The sequence below is a fragment of the Kitasatospora sp. NPDC023176 genome (genome assembly GCF_055560495.1).
On record NZ_JBVHIP010000014.1, the window covers coordinates 181,647 to 201,630 of the forward strand.

Below are 19,984 nucleotides of genomic sequence, written 5' to 3' on the forward strand. Positions count from 1 at the left end.
ACCGGCAGATTCGCCGGCAGATTCGCCGGCAGGTCCGCCGGCGGACACCGCGACGGGCCGTCCGTGAGAAACGACGCGTTTCATGGGGCACACGGGACGGATCTCGCCACGGTGCCTCTTTCGTGCAGGCATATGACGTTGTGGTGTGCCTCCTTTGAGACAGCCTTCGCCCGGCCTGTGGCGAGGGCGTGATGTTGCTGCCATGCTCATCTGCGCGGCGGAACGATCATCGCCTCGACCCCCACGCTCAGCTCACCAGTGCGTCCAGCTCACCAGTGCGTCTTCCTCGACGGGTCGCCAACGCTGTCGCTTTCGAGGGCCGCTCCACTGATCCAGACGCCCGAAGCGCGGGCGAGTCCGGGTTCGGATAGCACCGGGTCGCCGGGCTGCCCGCGCGCTCGATGCTCCGGCCGCTTGCGCGGCCGGAGCCGCACCATCGGGACTGCTACGGAAACACCCCACCTTCCTTCATCCCCCCGGCTCACGAGGTGTCGATGTGATGCGCTTCCCCCTGGATTCGGACGCTGATCGTGTCGCTGTCATCGGAATGGCGGGCAGGTTGCCGAAAGCCCCGGATCCGGCGGCGTTCTGGCGCCTGCTGTGCGACGGGGCCGACGCGATCACCGCGCCGCCCGTGGGTCGGCAGGGCGTACGGCACGGCGGCTACCTGGACCGGGTGGACGGCTTCGACGCGGCGTTCTTCGGTGTGTCCCCCCGCGAGGCCGCCGGCATGGATCCGCAGCAGCGGCTCATGCTCGAACTCGCCTGGGAGGCCCTGGAGGACGCCCGGATCGTGCCGAGCACGCTGACGGGCGGCCCGGCGGGGGTGTTCGTCGGCTCGATGTGGGAGGACTACACGTCCCTGACCTACCCCGGTCACATCACGCCGCACACGCTGACCGGCACCAACCGGGGCGTCATCGCCAACCGCGTCTCGCACTTCCTCGGTGTGCGCGGACCGAGCATGACGGTCGACACGGCCCAGTCGTCGGCGCTGGTCGCGGTGCATCTGGCGGTCGAGAGCCTGCGCCGCGGCGAGTCGGCGCTCGCCCTGGCCGGCGGGGTGAACCTCAACCTGACCGCTGCCCGCGAGGAGGGGGCGGCGGAGTTCGGCGGCCTGTCCCCGGACGACCGCTGCTTCACCTTCGACGCCCGGGCCAACGGCTTCGTCCGCGGCGAGGGCGGCGCCTTCCTCGTCCTGAAACCGCTGGACCGGGCCCTGGCCGACGGGGACCGCGTCTACGGTGTCATCCGGGGCAGCGCGGTCAACAACGACGGCGCCACACAGAGCCTGACCGTGCCCAGCGCGCAGGCCCAGGAACAGGTCATCCGCGAGGCACTGGCCCGCGCCGGCGTGCGTCCCGCGGACGTGCAGTACGTGGAGCTGCACGGCACCGGCACCGCCGTCGGCGACCCCATCGAGGCCGCCGCCCTCGCGGCGGCCTACCGCGACCCGGCCGAGTCCGGCGACGCCGACAGCGCCCTGCGGGTCGGATCCGCCAAGACGAACGTCGGCCACCTGGAAGGCGCCGCAGGCATCGTCGGTCTGCTCAAGGCCGTCCTCAGCGTGTACCACCGTGCACTGCCGCCGAGCCTGAACCACGAAACCCCCAACCCCGGCATCCCTATCGACGCACTGGCGCTGCGGGTCCAGACCGCGCTGACCCCCTGGCCGCGGCCGGACGCGCCCCTGCTCGCGGGCGTGTCGTCGTTCGGCATGGGCGGCACCAACGCGCACGTGATCGTCGAGCAGGCGCCCGATGCGGCCGCGCCGCCGACCCGCCGGCCCGCCCCCGAGGCCCGGCCGGCGCCGTGGATCGTCACGGCGCGGACCAAGCAGGCGCTACGAGCGCAGATCGAGCGCCTGCGCGAGCACGTGCGCAGCCACCCGGACCTGACCGCCGCCAAGGTCGCGCACGCGCTGGCCACCACCAGAACCCGTTTCGCGCACCGCGCGGTCCTGCTCGACTCCGCCCAGGTCGCCGTCGGCCGGGCCGGCACCCCGGGCCGTACCGTCTTCGTGTTCCCCGGCCAGGGCGCGCAGTGGGTCGGCATGGGCCGGGAGCTGTACGCCGCGTACCCCGTCTTCCGGGCCGCCGCGGACGAGTGCGCCCAGGCCCTGGCCCCTTACACCGACTGGTCCCTGGCCGATGTCCTGGACGGCGCCCCGCTCGACCGCGTGGACATCGTGCAGCCCGCCCTGTTCGCGGTGATGGTGTCCCTGGCGGCACTGTGGCGCTCCTTCGGTGTCGAGCCCGACGCGGTGGTCGGGCACTCGCAGGGCGAGATCGCCGCGGCATACGTCGCGGGCGCGCTGTCGCTGTCCGACGCGGCCCGGATCGTGGCGCTGCGCAGCCGCGCGCTGGTGGCGCTGACCGGCCGGGGCGGCATGGTGTCCGTGGCCCTGTCCGCCGAGCGGGCCGAGGACTACGTGTCGCGCTGGGGCGGCGCGCTGACGGTCGCCGTGGTCAACGCAACCGGCTCGGTCGTGGTGTCCGGCGACACGCAGGCCCTGTCCGAACTGGTCGAGTCCTGCGCGGCGGACGGTGTCCGCGCACGCGTCGTCCCGGTGGACTACGCATCCCATTCCGCGCAGGTCGAGGCGATCCGCGAGCGGCTGCGCACCGAACTGGACGGTGTGCGGCCGCGGCAGGGCACCATCCCGTACTACTCCGCGGTCACCGGCGGCCTCCTCGACGACACCACGGAGCTCGACGCCGGCTACTGGTACCGCAACCTGCGCGAGCCGGTCCGCTTCGACCTGGCCACCGCCGCACTGCTGGCGGACGGGCACGACGTCGTGGTCGAGGTCAGCCCGCACCCGGTGCTGCTGCCCGCCCTCGAACAGACCCTGGAACAGGCCCGCGAGCGGACCGGCGTGCCCGGCCTCGCCACCGGCACGCTGGGCCGTGACCGGGGCGGACCGGACGTCTTCCTGACCGCGCTGTCCCGGCTGTTCGTGGCCGGCGTGCCGGTCGACTGGTCCCCGGCCGTCGCCGAGGCCGCACCGGTCGACCTGCCCACGTACGCCTTCCAACGTCGTTCGTACTGGCTGCCCGAAGCGACAGCCGGGCAGAGCCCACGGACCCCGGCCGGCCCGGGGACTCCCGCGGCGGAGACCGCCGCAGCCGGCCGGCCGGACGGTGGCCCGGAGGCCTGCGACACCGGGGCCGACGGCATGGACACGGGCGACCCCGAGTCGGGCGCCGCGGTCGACGCGGCCGCCGTGGTCACCGCGCAGATCGCGCTCGTGCTGGGCCACGAGAACCCCGCGGACATCGATCCCGAGCTCACCTTCAAGGACCTCGGCTTTGACTCGGTCACCGGGCTCGAACTGCGCAACCGCCTGGCCGGCGCCCTGGATCGGCAACTCCCCTCCAGTCTGGTCTTCGACCACCCGACGCCCGCGGAGCTGATCGACTGGCTGCGCACCGGCCCCGGCGACCGACCGGCCCCCGCCGCCGCGGCCGCCCACGACGACCCGGTCGTCATCGTGGGGATGGGCTGCCGCTTCCCCGGCGGGGTGGCCTCGCCGGACGACCTGTGGCGGCTCGTCACGGAGGGCGTGGACGCGATCGGCGACTTCCCGGACGACCGCGGCTGGGACCTGGGCGGCCTGTACGACCCGGAACTGCGCGGCGCGGGCACCACGTACACCACCCGGGGCGGGTTCCTGGAGGCGGCGGCCGGCTTCGACGCTCCGTTCTTCGGCATCTCGCCCCGCGAGGCGCTCGCCATGGACCCGCAGCAGCGGCTCGTGCTGGAGACGGCCTGGGAGACCTTCGAGCACGCCGGGATCGACCCGGCCTCGCTGCGCGGCAGCCACACCGGCGTGTTCACCGGCGTCTGGTCGTCCGGCTACGCGACCGGACCGGGTCTGCCGGAGGACCTGGAGGGATACCTGTTCACCGGCGTCGCGACCAGCGTCACGTCCGGCCGGGTCGCCTACCACCTCGGGCTGCGCGGTCCGGCGCTGTCCGTGGACACCGCCTGCTCGTCGTCCCTGGTCGCCGTCCACCTGGCCGCCCAGGCCCTACGCGCGGGCGAGTGCTCGCTGGCGCTCGCCGGCGGTGTCACGATCATGGCGACACCGCTGGGCTTCACCGAGTTCTCCCGTCAGCACGGCCTCGCGGCGGACGGCCGCAGCAAGCCCTTCGCCGCCGCGGCCGACGGCACCAGCTGGGCCGAGGGCGCCGGCTTGGTGCTGCTGGAGCGGTTGTCGGATGCCCGTCGCAACGGTCACCGGGTGCTGGCGGTGGTCGCGGGAAGTGCGGTCAACCAGGACGGGGCGTCCAACGGCCTGACCGCGCCCAACGGTCCGTCGCAGGAGCGGGTGATCCGGCAGGCGTTGGCGAATGCCGGCTTGGAGGCGTCCGAGGTGGACGCGGTGGAGGCCCACGGCACCGGCACCACCCTCGGCGACCCCATCGAGGCCCACGCCCTGCTGGCCGCCTACGGCCAGGACCGGGACGAGCCGTTGTGGCTGGGGTCGGTGAAGTCCAACATCGGCCACACCCAGGCCGCCGCCGGCGTCGCGGGCCTGATCAAGATGGTCATGGCGATGCGGCACGGCGAACTCCCGCGAACCCTGCACATAGACGCCCCCTCCCCGCACGTCGACTGGGCCTCCGGCGGCGTCCGGCTGCTGACCGAGGCCCGGCCCTGGCCCGACAGCGGTCACCTGCGCCGCGCCGGCATCTCGGCCTTCGGCATCAGTGGCACCAACACCCACCTCATTATCGAGCAGAGCAGCATCGAGCAGTCCTCCGAACCGGACCCGGGCCACCTTCCCCACCCCGCCGACCAGGCCGCCCCCACCGCCTGGCTGCTGTCCGCGAAGACCGAAGCCGCGCTGCGCGCCCAGGCCGAGCGGCTGCACGCGTTCGCGACCGCCCACCCCGACGTTCCGGCCGCCGCGATCAGCCGCGCACTGGCCGCCCGCACCCGGTTCGAGCACCGGGCCGCGGTGGTCGGCGCCGACCGGGACGACCTGCTGTCCGGCCTGGCCGCGCTCCCGCCGGGGCTGCCGGCCCGTACCGGCGGGACCGTGTTCGTCTTCCCCGGACAGGGGGCGCAGTGGGCGGGCATGGGCCACGACCTGTACGAGCAGTCCGAGGTCTTCCGCGCCGGCATCGACGCCTGCGCCGCCGCCCTGGCCCCGTACACCGACTGGTCGCTGGTCGACGAACTGCGCCACGGCTCGCTGGACCGCGTCGACGTGGTGCAGCCGGCCCTGTTCGCCGTCATGGTGGCGCTGGCCGACCTGTGGCGGTCCTACGGCGTGCAGCCGGACGCCGTGGTCGGCCACTCCCAGGCGGAGATCGCCGCCGCGTACGTCGCCGGCGCGCTGTCGCTGCGGGACGCCGCCAAGGTCGTGGCGTTACGGTCCAGGGCACTGGCCGTCATCGCCGATCGGGGCGGCATGGTGTCCCTCGCACTGTCCGTCGAACAGGCTGCCGGCTACCTGGCCCGCTGGGGCGAGCGGCTGACCACCGCCGTGGTGAACGGACCCGCGGCGGTCGTGGTGTCCGGCGGCCTCGACGTGCTGGACGAACTGCTGACGGCCTGTGAGGCCGACGGCATCCGCGCCCGCCGCCTGCCCGTCGACTACGCCGCCCACTCCGCGCAGGTCGAGGCGATCCGCGAGCAACTGCTCACCGAACTGGCCGACATCACACCCCGCTCGGCGGCGATCCCGTTCTACTCCACGGTCACCGGCGAGCCGCTCGACACCTCCGCCCTCGACGCCGGCTACTGGTACCGCAACCTCCGCGAACCCGTACGGTTCGACCTGGCCACCGCCCGGCTCACCGCCGACGGCCACGACCTGTTCCTGGAGGTCAGCCCGCACCCGGTGCTGGTGCCCGCGTTGGACGTCGCCGCCACCGGAACACTGCGCCGCGATCACGGCGGCCTCACCGAGTTCCTCGCCGCGGCGGGACGCCTCTACGCCGCCGGAGCCGACGTCGACTGGATTCCGGTCCTGCCCCGCACCGCACCCAGGGCGGACCTGCCCACGTACGCTTTCCAGCGCGAGCCCTACTGGGTGACCGCGACCCCGCCGGTGCCCCGTGACGACTGGCGGTACGAGGTGGCATGGGCGCCGACGAGCGGTACCGCTGCCCCGGTGGACCCGGCTCGCTGGCTCGTCCTGGCCACGACCGGGCACCCGTGGGCCGAGGCCCTGCGCGAACGGGGCTTCGCGGTGGCCGGCACCTGGGACATGGCCGACACCTGGGACGCCCGGCCCGGGCCGGACGGTGTGCTGTCGCTGCTGGCGCTGGACGAGGAGCCGCACCCCGACCACCCGGTGCTCCCGGCGGGCCTGGTCCGCACCCTGGATCTGGTCCGCACCCTGGACCAGGTGCGCAGCCTGGACCCGGTGCGGGCGGCCGTCCCACTGTGGTGCGCGACCAGCGGCGCCGTGAGCACCTCGGGCACCGACCCGGTCACCAGCCCGGCCCAGGCCCTGGCGTGGGGCACCGGCGCGTCCGCGGCGCTGGAGTTCCCGCACGGTTGGGGCGGCCTGGTCGACCTTCCCGCCGTGCCCGACGAGGAGAGCGTGAACGCGCTGCTCGTCGTGCTCGCCGGCACGGGCGAGGACCAGGTGGCGATCCGCGGCCCCCGGCGCTTCGCCAAGCGGCTGCGCCGCAAGGCCTCATCGGGCCCGGCCGCGCGGCCCTGGCGGCCGCGGGGCACGGTGCTGGTCACCGGCGGCACCGGCGCGCTCGGCGGACATGTGGCCCGCCGCCTCGCGCGGCAGGGCGCGGAGCACATCGTGCTGGCCGCCCGCCGCGGCCCCGACGCACCCGGCGCGGCCGGCCTGCGCGACGAACTGGAGGCAGCCGGGGCGCGGGTGACTGTGGCGGCGTGCGACGTGGCCGACCGGGACGCCCTGCGGGACCTCGTCGAGCGCGTCCGCGACATCCGCGCGGTCTTCCACACCGCCGGCGTGATCAGGGCGACCAGGCTGGCCGACACGACACCGGCGGAGTTCGCCGAGGTCATCATGGCCAAGGTCGCCGGGGCGGCGAACCTGGCGGAACTCCTGCCGGACCTCGACGCCTTCGTCCTGTTCTCCTCCACCGCGGGCGTGTGGGGCGACGGCCACGGCGCGGCCTACGCCGCCGGCAACGCCTACCTCGACGCCCTGGCCGCACAGCACCGCGCCCAGGGCCGCGCCACGACCTCCGTCGCGTGGGGCATCTGGGCCGAAGGCGGCATGGCGGCCCTGGAGCCCGTGCAGCGCCAGCGCACCCTGCTCGGCCTCGGCGAACTGGACCCGGGCCGGGCACTCGACGCGCTCCAGGACGTCCTCGACCACGACGAGGCCCTCGCGGTCGTCACCGAGGCCGACTGGGCACAGTTCGCCCGCGCCTACACCCACGCGCGGCCGAGCCGGCTGCTGCGGGACCTGCCCGAGGCCCACAGCCGGCCGCAGGCCCTCCGACCCGTGCTCCCCGCCGAGGGCACCGACCTGCTGGAGCTGATCACCACCCACGTCGCCGGGGTGCTGGGACACGCCACCCCCGAGCGGCTCGACCCCCGGCAGGCGTTCAAGGACCTGGGCTTCGACTCACTGACCGCGGTGGAACTGCGCAACCGCCTGGGCGCCGCGCTCGGGGTGAGACTGCCCGCCACCCTCGTCTTCGACCACCCCACCCCGGCACGGCTGGCCGCCCACCTGTCCGGCGAGTCCGGCGAACAGGACGCGCCGCAGGCCCCGGCCCCGGCCGCGACGGACGAGCCGATCGCGATCATCGGCATGGGCTGCCGCTACCCCGGAGGTGTCGGTACCCCCGAGGACCTGTGGCGGCTGGTCGCGGACGGCGTGGACGCGGTCGGCGACTTCCCGGCCGACCGGGGATGGGACACCGACCGCCTGTACGACCCGACGGGAAGCCGCCCCGGCACGTCGAGCACGTCCCAGGGCGGCTTCCTCGACGCCGCCGGCGACTTCGACGCGGCGTTCTTCGGGATATCGCCCCGCGAGGCGCTCGCCATGGACCCGCAGCAGCGCATCCTGCTGGAGACCGCGTGGGAGACCATCGAGTACGCCGGTATCGACCCGACCACGCTGGCGGGCACACCCACCGGCGTGTTCACCGGCATCTGGTCCACCGGCTACGCCGCCGGGCCGGTCCCCGACGACCTGGAGGGCTACCAGGTCACCGGTACCGCGTCGAGCGTGGGGTCCGGCCGGCTGGCGTACCAGCTGGGGCTGCTCGGCCCGGCACTGTCCCTGGACACCGGCTGCTCGTCGTCCCTGGTGGCCCTGCACCTGGCCGCTCAGGCGCTGCGCTCGGGAGAGTGCTCCTTCGCCCTGGTCGGCGGCGTCACCGTCAACGCGGCACCCATGCTGTTCACCGAGATGTCCCGGCAGGGGGCGAGCGCGCCCGACGGCCGCAGCAAGTCCTTCGCCGCCGCGGCCGACGGGGCGGGCTGGGCCGAGGGCGCCGGTCTGCTGCTGCTGGAACGCCTGTCCGACGCCCGCCGCAACGGCCACGAGGTGCTGGCGGTCGTCCGAGGCACTGCCACCAACCAGGACGGGGCGTCCAACGGCCTGACCGCGCCGAACGGTCCGTCGCAGGAGCGGGTGATCCGGCAGGCGTTGGCGAATGCCGGGTTGGAGGCGTCCGAGGTGGACGCGGTGGAGGCGCACGGCACCGGGACCACGCTCGGTGACCCCATCGAGGCTCAGGCACTCCTGGCGACCTACGGTCAGGACCGGGTGGAGCCGTTGTGGCTGGGGTCGGTGAAGTCGAACATCGGCCACACCCAGGCGGCGGCCGGTGTGGCGGGTGTGATCAAGATGGTGATGGCGATGCGGCACGGGCAGTTGCCGCCGACGCTGCACGTCGACGCGCCCACCCCGCACGTCGACTGGGCCTCCGGCGCGGTCCGCCTGCTCACCGAACCGGTCGCCTGGCCCGGGACCGGGCGCCCCCGCCGTGCCGCCGTCTCCGCGTTCGGCATCAGCGGCACCAATGCCCACGTCATCATCGAGCAGAGCATCCTCGAACAGCCCGCCGAGGCCGACTCCGCCGCGCCCTCTCTCCGGGGCCGCGCGGACGACCAGGTCCTCTGGCCGCTGTCGGCCAGGTCCGAGGCGGCGTTGCGGGAGCAGGCGCGCCGGCTGGTCGCCTTCACCGCCGTACATCCCGAGGTGAGTCCGGCGGCGGTCGGGGGCGCTCTGGCTGCCCGCACCGTGTTCGAGCACCGGGCTGTGGTGGTGGGCTCCGCCGCCGCCCTGGAGGCACTGGCCGAGGGCGGCACGGCGCCTGGTCTGGTCACCGGGAACGCCCGCTCGCTGGGTCGGTCGGTGTTCGTGTTTCCGGGGCAGGGTGCGCAGTGGGTGGGTATGGGTGGGGAGTTGTACGGGTCGGAGCCGGTGTTCCGGGGGGTGATCGATGCGTGTGATGCGGCGTTGGCGCCGTACACGGATTGGTCGTTGGTGGAGGTGCTGGTCGGTGGTGGTGCGCTGGAGCGGGTGGATGTGGTGCAGCCCGCTCTGTTCGCGGTGATGGTGGCGCTGGCGGAGTTGTGGCGTGCGCATGGTGTGGAGCCTGATGCGGTGGTCGGGCATTCGCAGGGGGAGATCGCGGCGGCGTATGTGGCGGGGGCGTTGTCGTTGGAGGACGCCGCCAAGGCGGTCGCCCTGCGCAGCAAGGCCCTGGTCGCCCTGGCCGGACACGGCGGCATGGTCTCGGTCGCGCTGTCCGCGGACGACGCCGCCGGCTACCTGAGCCCCTGGGGCGACCGGATCACCGTCGCGGTGGTCAACTCCGCCTCGACCGTCGTCGTGTCCGGCGAACCCGGGGCCCTGGACGAACTGCTGGCAGCCTGCGCCAGGGACGGCATCCGCGCCCGCGCCATCCCCGTCGACTACGCGGCGCACTCGGCGCAGGTCGAGGCGATCCGCGAGCAGCTTCTGACCGACCTCGCGGACATCCGGCCCCGGTCCGCAGCGATTCCCTTCTACTCCACGGTCACCGCGGAACCGGTCGACACCTCCGCCCTCGACGCCGGCTACTGGTACCGCAACCTCCGCGAACCCGTACGGTTCGACCTGGCCACCGTCCGGCTCACCGCCGACGGCCACGAGGTGTTCGTGGAAGTCAGCCCGCACCCGGTGCTGGTGCAGGACCTGGACGGCGTGGCGACCGGCACCCTGCGCCGCGACCACGGCGCCATCGGGGAATTCCACACCGCCCTGGCCCGCCTCCACGTCCAGGGCGTCGCCGTGACCTGGCCGCACGACCGCCCGCACGGCGTCAGGCTGCCGCGCTACGCCTTCCAGCGCAGCACCTACTGGCTCACCCCCGCGGCCGGCGACCACGGCACCGGGCACCCGCTGGCGGGCACCACGGTCGAACTGCCCGACGGGAGCACCGTGCACAGCGGCCGCGTCTCCACCCGCACCCACCCCTGGCTGGCCGACCACGCCGTCGACGGAACGGTCCTGCTGCCGGGCACCGCCTTCCTCGAACTCGCCACCCTGGGCGGCGGGACCCTTGACGACCTCGTCCTGCACCTGCCCCTCGCGCTCTCGGACACACCGACGGAGATCCAGGTCTCGGTCGGCGCCCCGGACGACGCCGGCCGCAGCCCGGTCACCGTGCACTCCAAGGGCGGCGACGGCTGGGTCCGCCACGCGTCCGGAACTCTCGGCGGCCGGGTGACGGCCGGACGCCTCGACTGGCCCGCGAGGAACGCCGAACCCGTGGACCCCGAAGGGTTCTACGGCTTCCTCGCCGGACTCGGATACCAGTACGGACCCGCGTTCCGCGGCGTGCGGGAGCTGTGGCAGGGCGAGGACGAACTGTACGCCGAGGTGTCCGTCCCCGACGGCGCCCGCTTCGGCATCCACCCCGCGCTCCTGGACGCCGCACTCCAGCCGCTGATCCTGCTCAGCCCCGACACCCGGGTCCGGCTGCCGTTCTCGTTCTCCGGCGTCGCCGTGCACACCACCGGTGTGTCGTCCGCCCGGGTCCACCTGGCCCGCACGGGCGCCGGCACCTACCGCGCGACACTGACCGACCTGTCCGGTAACCCGGTCGCGGACATCACCGCGGTGACCGTCCGTCCGGCCGCCGAGGCGCGGGCCGCGGTGCTGCACACCCAGTGGGTGCCCCTCACCGCGAGCACACGGACCGAGGTGGTGCCGAGCCCGGTACTCACTGCGGAAGCCGACGCGGACTCCGTGCACGCCCTCGTCCAGCGGGCCCGCGCGCTCGTCCAGGACTTCCTGGCCGAGCAGCCGGAGCGGGCGGCCGCACGCCTGGCCGTCCTGACCCGCGGCGTGGCCGGCGCGGCCGTACGCGGCCTGGTCCGCAGCGCCGCTGCCGAGCACCCCGGCCGGTTCGTCCTGGTCGACATGGGCGACGCGTCCGAGGAGGACGCGGTCCGGGCCGCCATGACAGCCGGCGACGAACCCGAACTGGCCCTGCGCCGGGAGGGCGTCCTCGTACCGCGGCAGGCCAGGTACGCGCCGGAACTGACCGCCCCCGACGGCGCGTACCGGCTGAGCGAGTCCGGCACCGGGCAACTGGACGACCTGGCCCTGCTGCCCTGGCAGGAGGCCGCGCTGGAACCCGGACAGGTACGGGTCGCCGTACGCGCGGCCGGCCTGAACTTCCGCGACGTGCTCATCACCCTCGGCATGTACCCGGACCGGCCCCCGCTGGGCGGCGAAGGGGCCGGCACCGTCCTCGAGGTCGGCCCCGGCGTCACGGCCTGGCGGCCCGGCGACCGCGTCCTGGGAATGATGCCCGGCGCCTTCGGGCCGCGCGCGGTCGCCGACCACCGGCTCCTGACGGCGATCCCCGACGGCTGGAGCTTCACCGAGGCGGCGTCGGTGCCCATCGCGTTCACCACCGCCTGGTACGGGCTGTTCGACCTCGGCGAACTGCGCCCCGGCGACCGGGTCCTGGTCCACTCCGGCGCGGGCGGTGTGGGCATGGCCGCCGTCCAGTTGGCCCTGAACAGCGGCGCGGAGGTCTTCGCCACCGCGAGCCCCGCCAAGTGGGACACCCTGCGGCGCCTCGGACTGGCGGACGACCACATCGGTTCGTCCCGCGACACTCGGTTCGCCGACCGGTTCCCGGCCATGGACGTCGTCCTCAACTCGCTCGCGGGAGAGCTCACCGACGCCTCCCTGCGGCTGCTCGCCGACGGCGGACGGTTCGTCGAGCTGGGCAAGACGGACGTCCGCTCACCCGAGGGCCTGATCTACCGGGCCTTCGACCTCAACGACGTCGACCCCGCGCGGCAGGGCGCCATCCTCTCCAGGGTCGTGGCGCTGGTCGCCGACGGGACGCTGGAGCCGCTGCCGGTCACCGCCGCGGACCTCCGCCAGGCCGTCGCCTCCTTCCGGCTGATGAGCCAGGCCCGCCACACCGGCAAGATCGTCCTCACCGTCCCGCAGCCGATCGACCCCGACGGCACCGTACTGATCACCGGCGGCACCGGCACCCTCGGCCAGGCCGTCGCCCGGCACCTGGTGTCCCGCTACGGGGTACGGCACCTGCTGCTCGTCAGCCGCGGCGGCGGTGCGGTGCCGCACCTGGAGCCGCAAGGGGACGTCGACGTGCGGGTCGTGGCCTGTGACGTCGCGGACCGGGACGCGCTGGCGGCCGTACTGGACTCGATCCCGGCCGCGCACCCGCTCACCGCCGTCGTCCACGCGGCCGGCGTGCTCGACGACACCGTTGTGGAACGGCTGACCGCGGAGCAGCTCGACCGGGTGCTGCGTCCCAAGGTCGACGGCGCCTGGCACCTGCACGAGCTGATCCGCGAGCACCACCTCGCCGCCTTCGTGCTGTTCTCCGCGGCCGCCGGTGTACTCGGCAACGCCGGCCAGGCCGGCTACGCGGCCGCGAACTCCTACCTCGACGCGTTCGCCGCACACCGGCAGACCCTCGGACTGCCCGCCGTGTCGATGGCCTGGGGCTACTGGGAGCAGGAGAGCGGCATGACCGCCCACCTCACCGCGGCCGACCGCCAACGCCTCGCCCGCAACGGCATCCGCCCCATCAGCATCGAACGCGCCCTGGCCATGTTCGACACCGCGCTGGCTGCCGGACGTCCCGCGCTGACCACGGCCGACCTCTCGATGCCGCAGACCCTGCCGACGCCAAAGGCCCCCGCGTCGGACCTGCTGTCCCTGGTCGCCGCCCACACCGCCACCGTCCTCGGCCACTCCGACGCCGCCGCGATCACCCCCGGACTCGCCTTCCGCGACCTCGGCTTCGATTCCCTGACCTCCGTCGAACTGCGCAACCGCCTCGCCGGCGCCACCGGCCTGCGGCTGCCCGCGACCCTCGTCTTCGACCACCCCACCCCCGCCGATCTCGCCGACCACCTCACCGCCGAACTCTCCGGTGCGGGCCGGGGTGTGGTGTCGGTGGTGCCGGTGGGTGGGGTGGGTGTGGGGGTTGATCCGGTGGTGATCGTGGGCATGGGGTGCCGGTTGCCGGGTGGGGTGGGGTCTCCGGAGGAGTTGTGGGGTCTGGTGTCGGGTGGGGTGGATGCGATCGGGGGGTTTCCGGGTGATCGGGGGTGGGACGTTGAGGGGTTGTTCCATCCGGATGCGGATCATCCGGGGACGTCGTATACGCGGTCGGGTGGTTTTCTCGTGGATGCGGCGGGGTTCGATGCGGATTTCTTCGGGATCTCGCCGCGTGAGGCGTTGGCGATGGATCCGCAGCAGCGGGTGTTGCTGGAGACCGCGTGGGAGACCTTCGAGGACGCGGGGATCGATCCGACGTCGCTGCGGGGTAGCCAGACGGGCGTCTTCACCGGTATCTGGTCCTCCGGCTACGTCGGCAGCCCCGACCAGGCACCGCCCGACACCGAGGGCTACCTCGCCACCGGCATCTCGCCGAGCATCACCTCCGGCCGGGTCTCCTACCTGCTGGGCCTCCAGGGCCAGGCCGTGTCCGTCGACTCCGCCTGCTCCTCGTCACTGATGGCGATCCACCTCGCCGCGCAGGCACTGCGCTCGGGGGAGTGCACACTCGCCCTGGCCGGCGGGGTGACCGTGAGCGTGACCCCCCTGCAGTTCACGGAGTTCTCCCGCCAGCGTGCGCTGGCCCCTGACGGCCGGTGCAAGCCCTTCTCGTCGACGGCTGACGGTACGGCGTGGGGTGAGGGTGCGGGGTTGGTGCTGCTGGAGCGGTTGTCGGATGCCCGTCGCAACGGTCACCGGGTGCTGGCGGTAGTGCGGGGTTCGGCGGTGAACCAGGACGGCGCGTCCAACGGTCTGACCGCGCCGAATGGTCCGTCGCAGGAGCGGGTGATCCGTCAGGCGTTGGCGAATGCCGGCTTGGAGGCGTCCGAGGTGGACGCGGTGGAGGCGCACGGCACCGGCACCACGCTCGGTGACCCCATCGAGGCGCAGGCGCTGTTGGCGACGTACGGCCGGGACCGGGTGGAGCCGTTGTGGCTGGGGTCGGTGAAGTCGAACATCGGCCACACCCAGGCGGCGGCGGGTGTGGCGGGTGTGATCAAGATGGTGATGGCGATGCGCCACGCCGAACTGCCGCCGACGCTGCACGTCCAGGAGCCCACGCCGCATGTCGACTGGGACACCGGTGACATCCGGCTGCTGACCGAGGCCCGGCCGTGGCCGGAGACGGGGCGTCCCCGCCGCGCGGGCATCTCGGCCTTCGGGGCCAGCGGCACCAACGCCCACGTCGTCATCGAACAGTTCCCGGAAGAAACCCCCGAACAACCCGCCGCGGACGACTCCGTGGAGCCCACCGTGTGGCTGCTGTCCGGCAAGACGGACGACGCCCTCCGCGCCCAGGCCCTACGGCTCGCGGACCACATCACCGCCCACCCCGGACTCCGGCCGGCCGCGATCGGCCGGGCCCTCGCCACCACCCGCACCATGCTCGCCCACCGGGCCGCCCTGGTGGGCAGCACCCGGACCGACCTCATGGCGGAACTGGCCGCCCTCGCCGACGGAGACCCCCGCGTCATCACGGGTGTGACCGGTTCGCTGGGTCGGTCGGTGTTCGTGTTTCCGGGGCAGGGTGCGCAGTGGGTGGGTATGGGTGGGGAGTTGTACGGGTCGGAGCCGGTGTTCCGGGGGGTGATCGATGCGTGTGATGCGGCGTTGGCGCCGTACACGGACTGGTCGTTGGTGGAGGTGCTGGTCGGTGGTGGTGCGCTGGAGCGGGTGGATGTGGTGCAGCCCGCTCTGTTCGCGGTGATGGTGGCGCTGGCGGAGTTGTGGCGTGCGCATGGTGTGGAGCCTGATGCGGTGGTCGGGCATTCGCAGGGGGAGATCGCGGCGGCGTATGTGGCGGGGGCGTTGTCGTTGGAGGACGCCGCCAAGGCGGTCGCCCTGCGCAGCAAGGCCCTGGTCGCCCTGGCGGGGCAGGGCGGGATGGTGTCGGTCGGCCTCGGGCATGAGCTGGCCGACGAGTTCGTGGCCCGCTGGGACGGCCGGCTGACGGTGGCGGTGGTCAACGCCCCCGGTTCGGTCGTCGTGTCGGGTGATGTGGACGCGTTGGACGAACTGCTGGCGGCCTGTGAGGGCGATGGCGTCCGTGCCCGCCGTCTGCCGGTGGACTACGCCGCTCACTCCGTGCAGGTCGAGGCGATCCGCGAGCACCTGCTCACCGACCTGGCCGGCATCACGCCGCACCCGGCGGTGATCCCGTTCTACTCGACGGTGACCGGCGAGGAGATCGACACCTCCGCCCTCGACGCCGGCTACTGGTACCGCAACCTCCGCGAACCCGTACGCTTCGACCTCGCCGTCGAGGCCCTCACGCAGGACCGGTACGGCGTGTTCGTGGAGGTCAGCCCGCACCCCGTACTGGTGCCGGTGATGGACGGCGTCGTGACCGGCACGCTGCGCCGCGGCAGCGGCAGGCAGGAATTCCACCTCGCCCTGGCGCGCCTGCACACGCAGGGCGTGGCCGTCGACTGGACGCCGGTCTTCCCCGGCGAGTCCCGCCATGTCCCGCTGCCGACGTACGCCTTCCAGCACCGGCCGTACTGGTTGAACCCCGCCGCCGCGAAGGGCGACGTGTCGGCGGCGGGACTGGAATCGGCCGGGCACCCGCTGCTCGGGGCCGTCGTCGAACTGGCCGGGGACCAGAGCGTCCTGCTCACGGGGCGGCTCTCGACGGCTACCCGGCCATGGCTGGCCGACCACGTCGTCCTGGGCTCCGTGCTGCTGCCCGGCACCGTGTTCGTCGAACTCGCCATGCACGCCGGACGGCAGGCCGGCTGCGACGTCCTGGACGAACTGGTGCTGGAAGCCCCCATGATCCTGCCGGACGACGGTTCCGTGCCGGTCCAGGTCGTCGTCGGCGCACCGGACGGGACGGGCCGGCGCCCCGTCACCGTGCACTCCCGGGCGGACGGCACCTGGCTGCGGCACGCCACCGGCATGCTCGCGACCGGCGACCGCCCCCACCCGTACGACACCGGCGAGCCCTGGCAGCCGGCCGGTGAGCCGGTCGACCTGACCGACTTCTACGACACCCTCGCCGCCCAGGGCTACGAGTACGGGCCGGTGTTCGCGGGCGTTCGCGAGATCCGGCGGCAGGGCGACGAGCTCTATGCCGAGGTGGCGCTGCCCGCCGACACCCGCGACCGCTTCGGTCTCCACCCTGCGCTGCTCGACGCCGCACTCCAGCCGCTGACCCTGCTGGCGGCCGGCCGCCTGCCGTTCTCCTTCGCCGGGGTGTCGATGCGGAAAGCCGGCTCCACGGCCCGGGTCCGCCTCACACCCACCGGCCCCGACACCTTCCGGGTCGCGCTCGCCGACGAATCCGGGCCGCTGGCGGTGATCGACGCGCTGACCGTGCGCCACCGGCCGCCGGGCATACCGGGCGCCGGGGCCGACCAGCTCTTCCGCCTCGACTGGGTGCCCGTCGAGAGCACCGGCGAACCCCCGGCGGTCCACCACGTGACGCCCCCGGCGGGAGACCCCGTGGCCGCCGCGCACACCGTCGCCGCCGAAACGCTGGGCGTGCTCCAGGACTTCCTGCGCGACGGGGACGGCCGGCTGGCCGTCGTGACCCGCGGGGCGGTCGGGCCGGACCCCGTCGACCTGCCGTCCAGCGTCGTCTGGGGCCTGGTCCGCGCGGCCCAGGCGGAACACCCTGACCGGTTCGTGCTCGTCGACACCGACGACCGCGTCCTCGTCGCGGGGGACGAACCGCAGCTTGTCGTCCGCGACGGCGCCGCCCACGCCGCTCGCCTGGTACGGGCCGAAGCGGCCCCGGCACCCGGCCCGCTCGACCCGAACGGCACCGTGCTGATCACCGGAGGCACCGGAACACTGGGCCGCCTCGTCGCCCGGCACCTGCGCGACCGGCACGGCATCCGGCACCTGCTCCTGCTCAGCAGGACCGCGGCGGAGGTGGACTTCGACGCCGAGGTGGTGGCCTGTGACGTGGCCGACCGGGACGCGCTGGCGGCCGTACTGGACTCGATCCCGGCCGCGCACCCGCTGACCGCGGTCGTCCACGCCGCCGGCGTGCTCGACGACGGCGTCGTCGAATCCCTCACGCCCGGCCGGATCGACCAGGTGCTGCGGCCCAAGGCCGACGCCGCCTGGCACCTGCACGAGCTGACGAAGGACCTCGGCCTGAGCGCGTTCGTGCTCTTCTCGTCCGCCGCCGGTGTGCTGGGCGGCCCGGGCCAGGCGAACTATGCCGCCGCGAACGCCTTCCTGGACGCCCTCGCCGTGCACCGGCGTGCCCTGGGTCTGCCGGGCGTGTCGCTGGCCTGGGGACAATGGGCCGAGGCCAGCGGGCTGACCGGACACCTCACCGACACCGACCGCACGCGCCTCGCCCGCGCCGGCGTGCTGCCGATGTCCACGGACCAGGCGCTGGCACTGTTCGACCTGGCCCTGGGCGCCGCCGATCCCGCGCTGGTCCCCGCACACCTCGACCTGTCGGCGGCGTCCACCCGCCCCCTGCTCAGCCGCCTCACCCGTACCAGGCCCGCCCGGCGCACGGACCGGCCGGGCCTGGGCAGGGAACTGGCGGCCCTGCCCGAGACCGAGCAGCACAGCCGCGTCCTGGAACTGGTCACCGGCCAGACGGCCGCGGTCCTCGGCCACACCGACACCGCGGCCGTCAGCGCCGAGCGGGCCTTCAAGGACCTGGGCTTCGATTCGCTCACCGCGGTGGAACTGCGCAACCGGCTGTCCGCGGTCGCCGGGGTACGGCTGCCCGCGACGCTGGTCTTCGACTACCCGACTCCCGACGCGCTGGCCGGCCACCTGCGGAGCCTCCTGGTCGGTGCCCGGCGCCAGGCCCCTGCCTCACCCGTGCCGGTCGGGGTGCCGGTGTCGGGTGATCCGGTGGTGGTGGTGGGGTTGGGGGCCCGGTATCCGGGTGGGGTGGGCTCGGCGCAGGAGTTGTGGGATCTGGTGGCGGCTGGGGCGGATGCGGTGGGGGAGTTCCCGTCGGACCGTGGGTGGGATGTGGGTCGTCTCTACGATCCGGCCGGCGGTCCGGGGACGTCGTATACGCGGTCGGGTGGTTTTCTGGGGGATGCGGGTGGCTTCGACGCGGCGTTCTTCGGGATCTCGCCGCGTGAGGCGTTGGCGATGGATCCGCAGCAGCGGGTGTTGCTGGAGACGGTGTGGGAGACCTTCGAGGACGCGGGGATCGATCCGACGTCGTTGCGGGGCAGTCAGACGGGCGTCTTCACCGGCATCTGGTCCTCGGGCTACGGCGCCGGGGCACAGCCGCCCGACCTGGAGGGCTACCTCTCGACGGGCACGGCGACGAGTGTGACCTCGGGGCGGGTGTCGTATCTGCTGGGGCTGGAGGGTCCGGCGGTGTCGGTGGACACGGCGTGCTCGTCGTCGCTGGTGGCGATCCATCTGGCGGCGCAGGCGCTGCGCTCGGGGGAGTGCTCACTCGCCCTGGCCGGTGGTGTGACGGTGATGGCGACGCCGGCGGGGTTCGTCGAGTTCTCGCGGCAGCGGGGGCTTGCGGCCGATGGGCGGGTGAAGGCGTTCGCCGAGGCGGCTGATGGTACGGCTTGGGGTGAGGGTGCGGGTGTCGTGCTCCTGGAGCGGTTGTCGGATGCCCGCCGTAACGGCCACCGGGTGCTGGCGGTGGTCGCGGGAAGTGCGGTCAACCAGGACGGCGCGTCCAACGGTCTGACCGCGCCCAACGGTCCGTCGCAGGAACGCGTCATCCGGCAGGCGTTGGCGAATGCCGGGTTGGAGGCGTCCGAGGTGGACGCGGTGGAGGCGCACGGCACGGGGACGACGCTCGGTGACCCGATCGAGGCGCAGGCGCTGTTGGCGGCGTATGGCGGGGACCGGGTGGAGCCGTTGTGGCTGGGGTCGGTGAAGTCGAACATCGGCCACACCCAGGCCGCCGCCGGCGTCGCGGGTGTGATCAAGATGGTGATGGCGATGCGGCACGGGCAGTTGCCGCCGACCCTGCATGTCGACGCGCCGACCTCGCACGTCGACTGGTCGGCGGGCCATGTCTCGCTGCTCACCGAGGCCCGGCCGTGGCCGGAGACGGGGCGTCCCCGCCGCGCCGGCGTGTCGGCGTTCGGCATCAGCGGCACCAACGCGCACGTGATTCTGGAGGCACCGGCCGTGGATCCGGCCGAGGAGAGGTCGCCCGAGTCCCCTGCCACTCCCACGCCGGCGGCCGTCGTCCCGGTGCCCTGGCTGCTGTCGGCCAAGTCCGAGCAGGCGCTCCGGGCCCAGGCCCGCAGGCTGCAGGCGTACGCGGCCAAGGCCCCCGACGCGGACGGAATCGGCGTCGCGCTCGCCTCGCGGACCCGGTTCGCCCACCGGGCCATGGTGACCGGACCGGAGGCACTGGCGGCCCTGGTGCGCGGGGAGGCGCATCCCGGGCTGGTGACCGGCGAGGCCCGGGGCTCGGGCGGGTCGGCGTTCGTGTTCTCCGGTCAGGGTGGTCAGTGGGTGGGGATGGGGCGGGGTTTGTACGGGGTGTTCCCGGTGTTCGCGCGGGTG

Annotated in this window: 1 protein-coding gene; it reads left to right on the forward strand. The window is 73.8% G+C overall.

Annotated features, from left to right (window positions below; translation table 11 throughout):
- Positions 1-499: 499 nt before the first annotated feature.
- Positions 500-19,984 (forward strand): SDR family NAD(P)-dependent oxidoreductase (locus ACZ3YL_RS20970; RefSeq protein ID WP_465659009.1); only part of this gene is annotated, 19,485 nt, incomplete at its 3' end.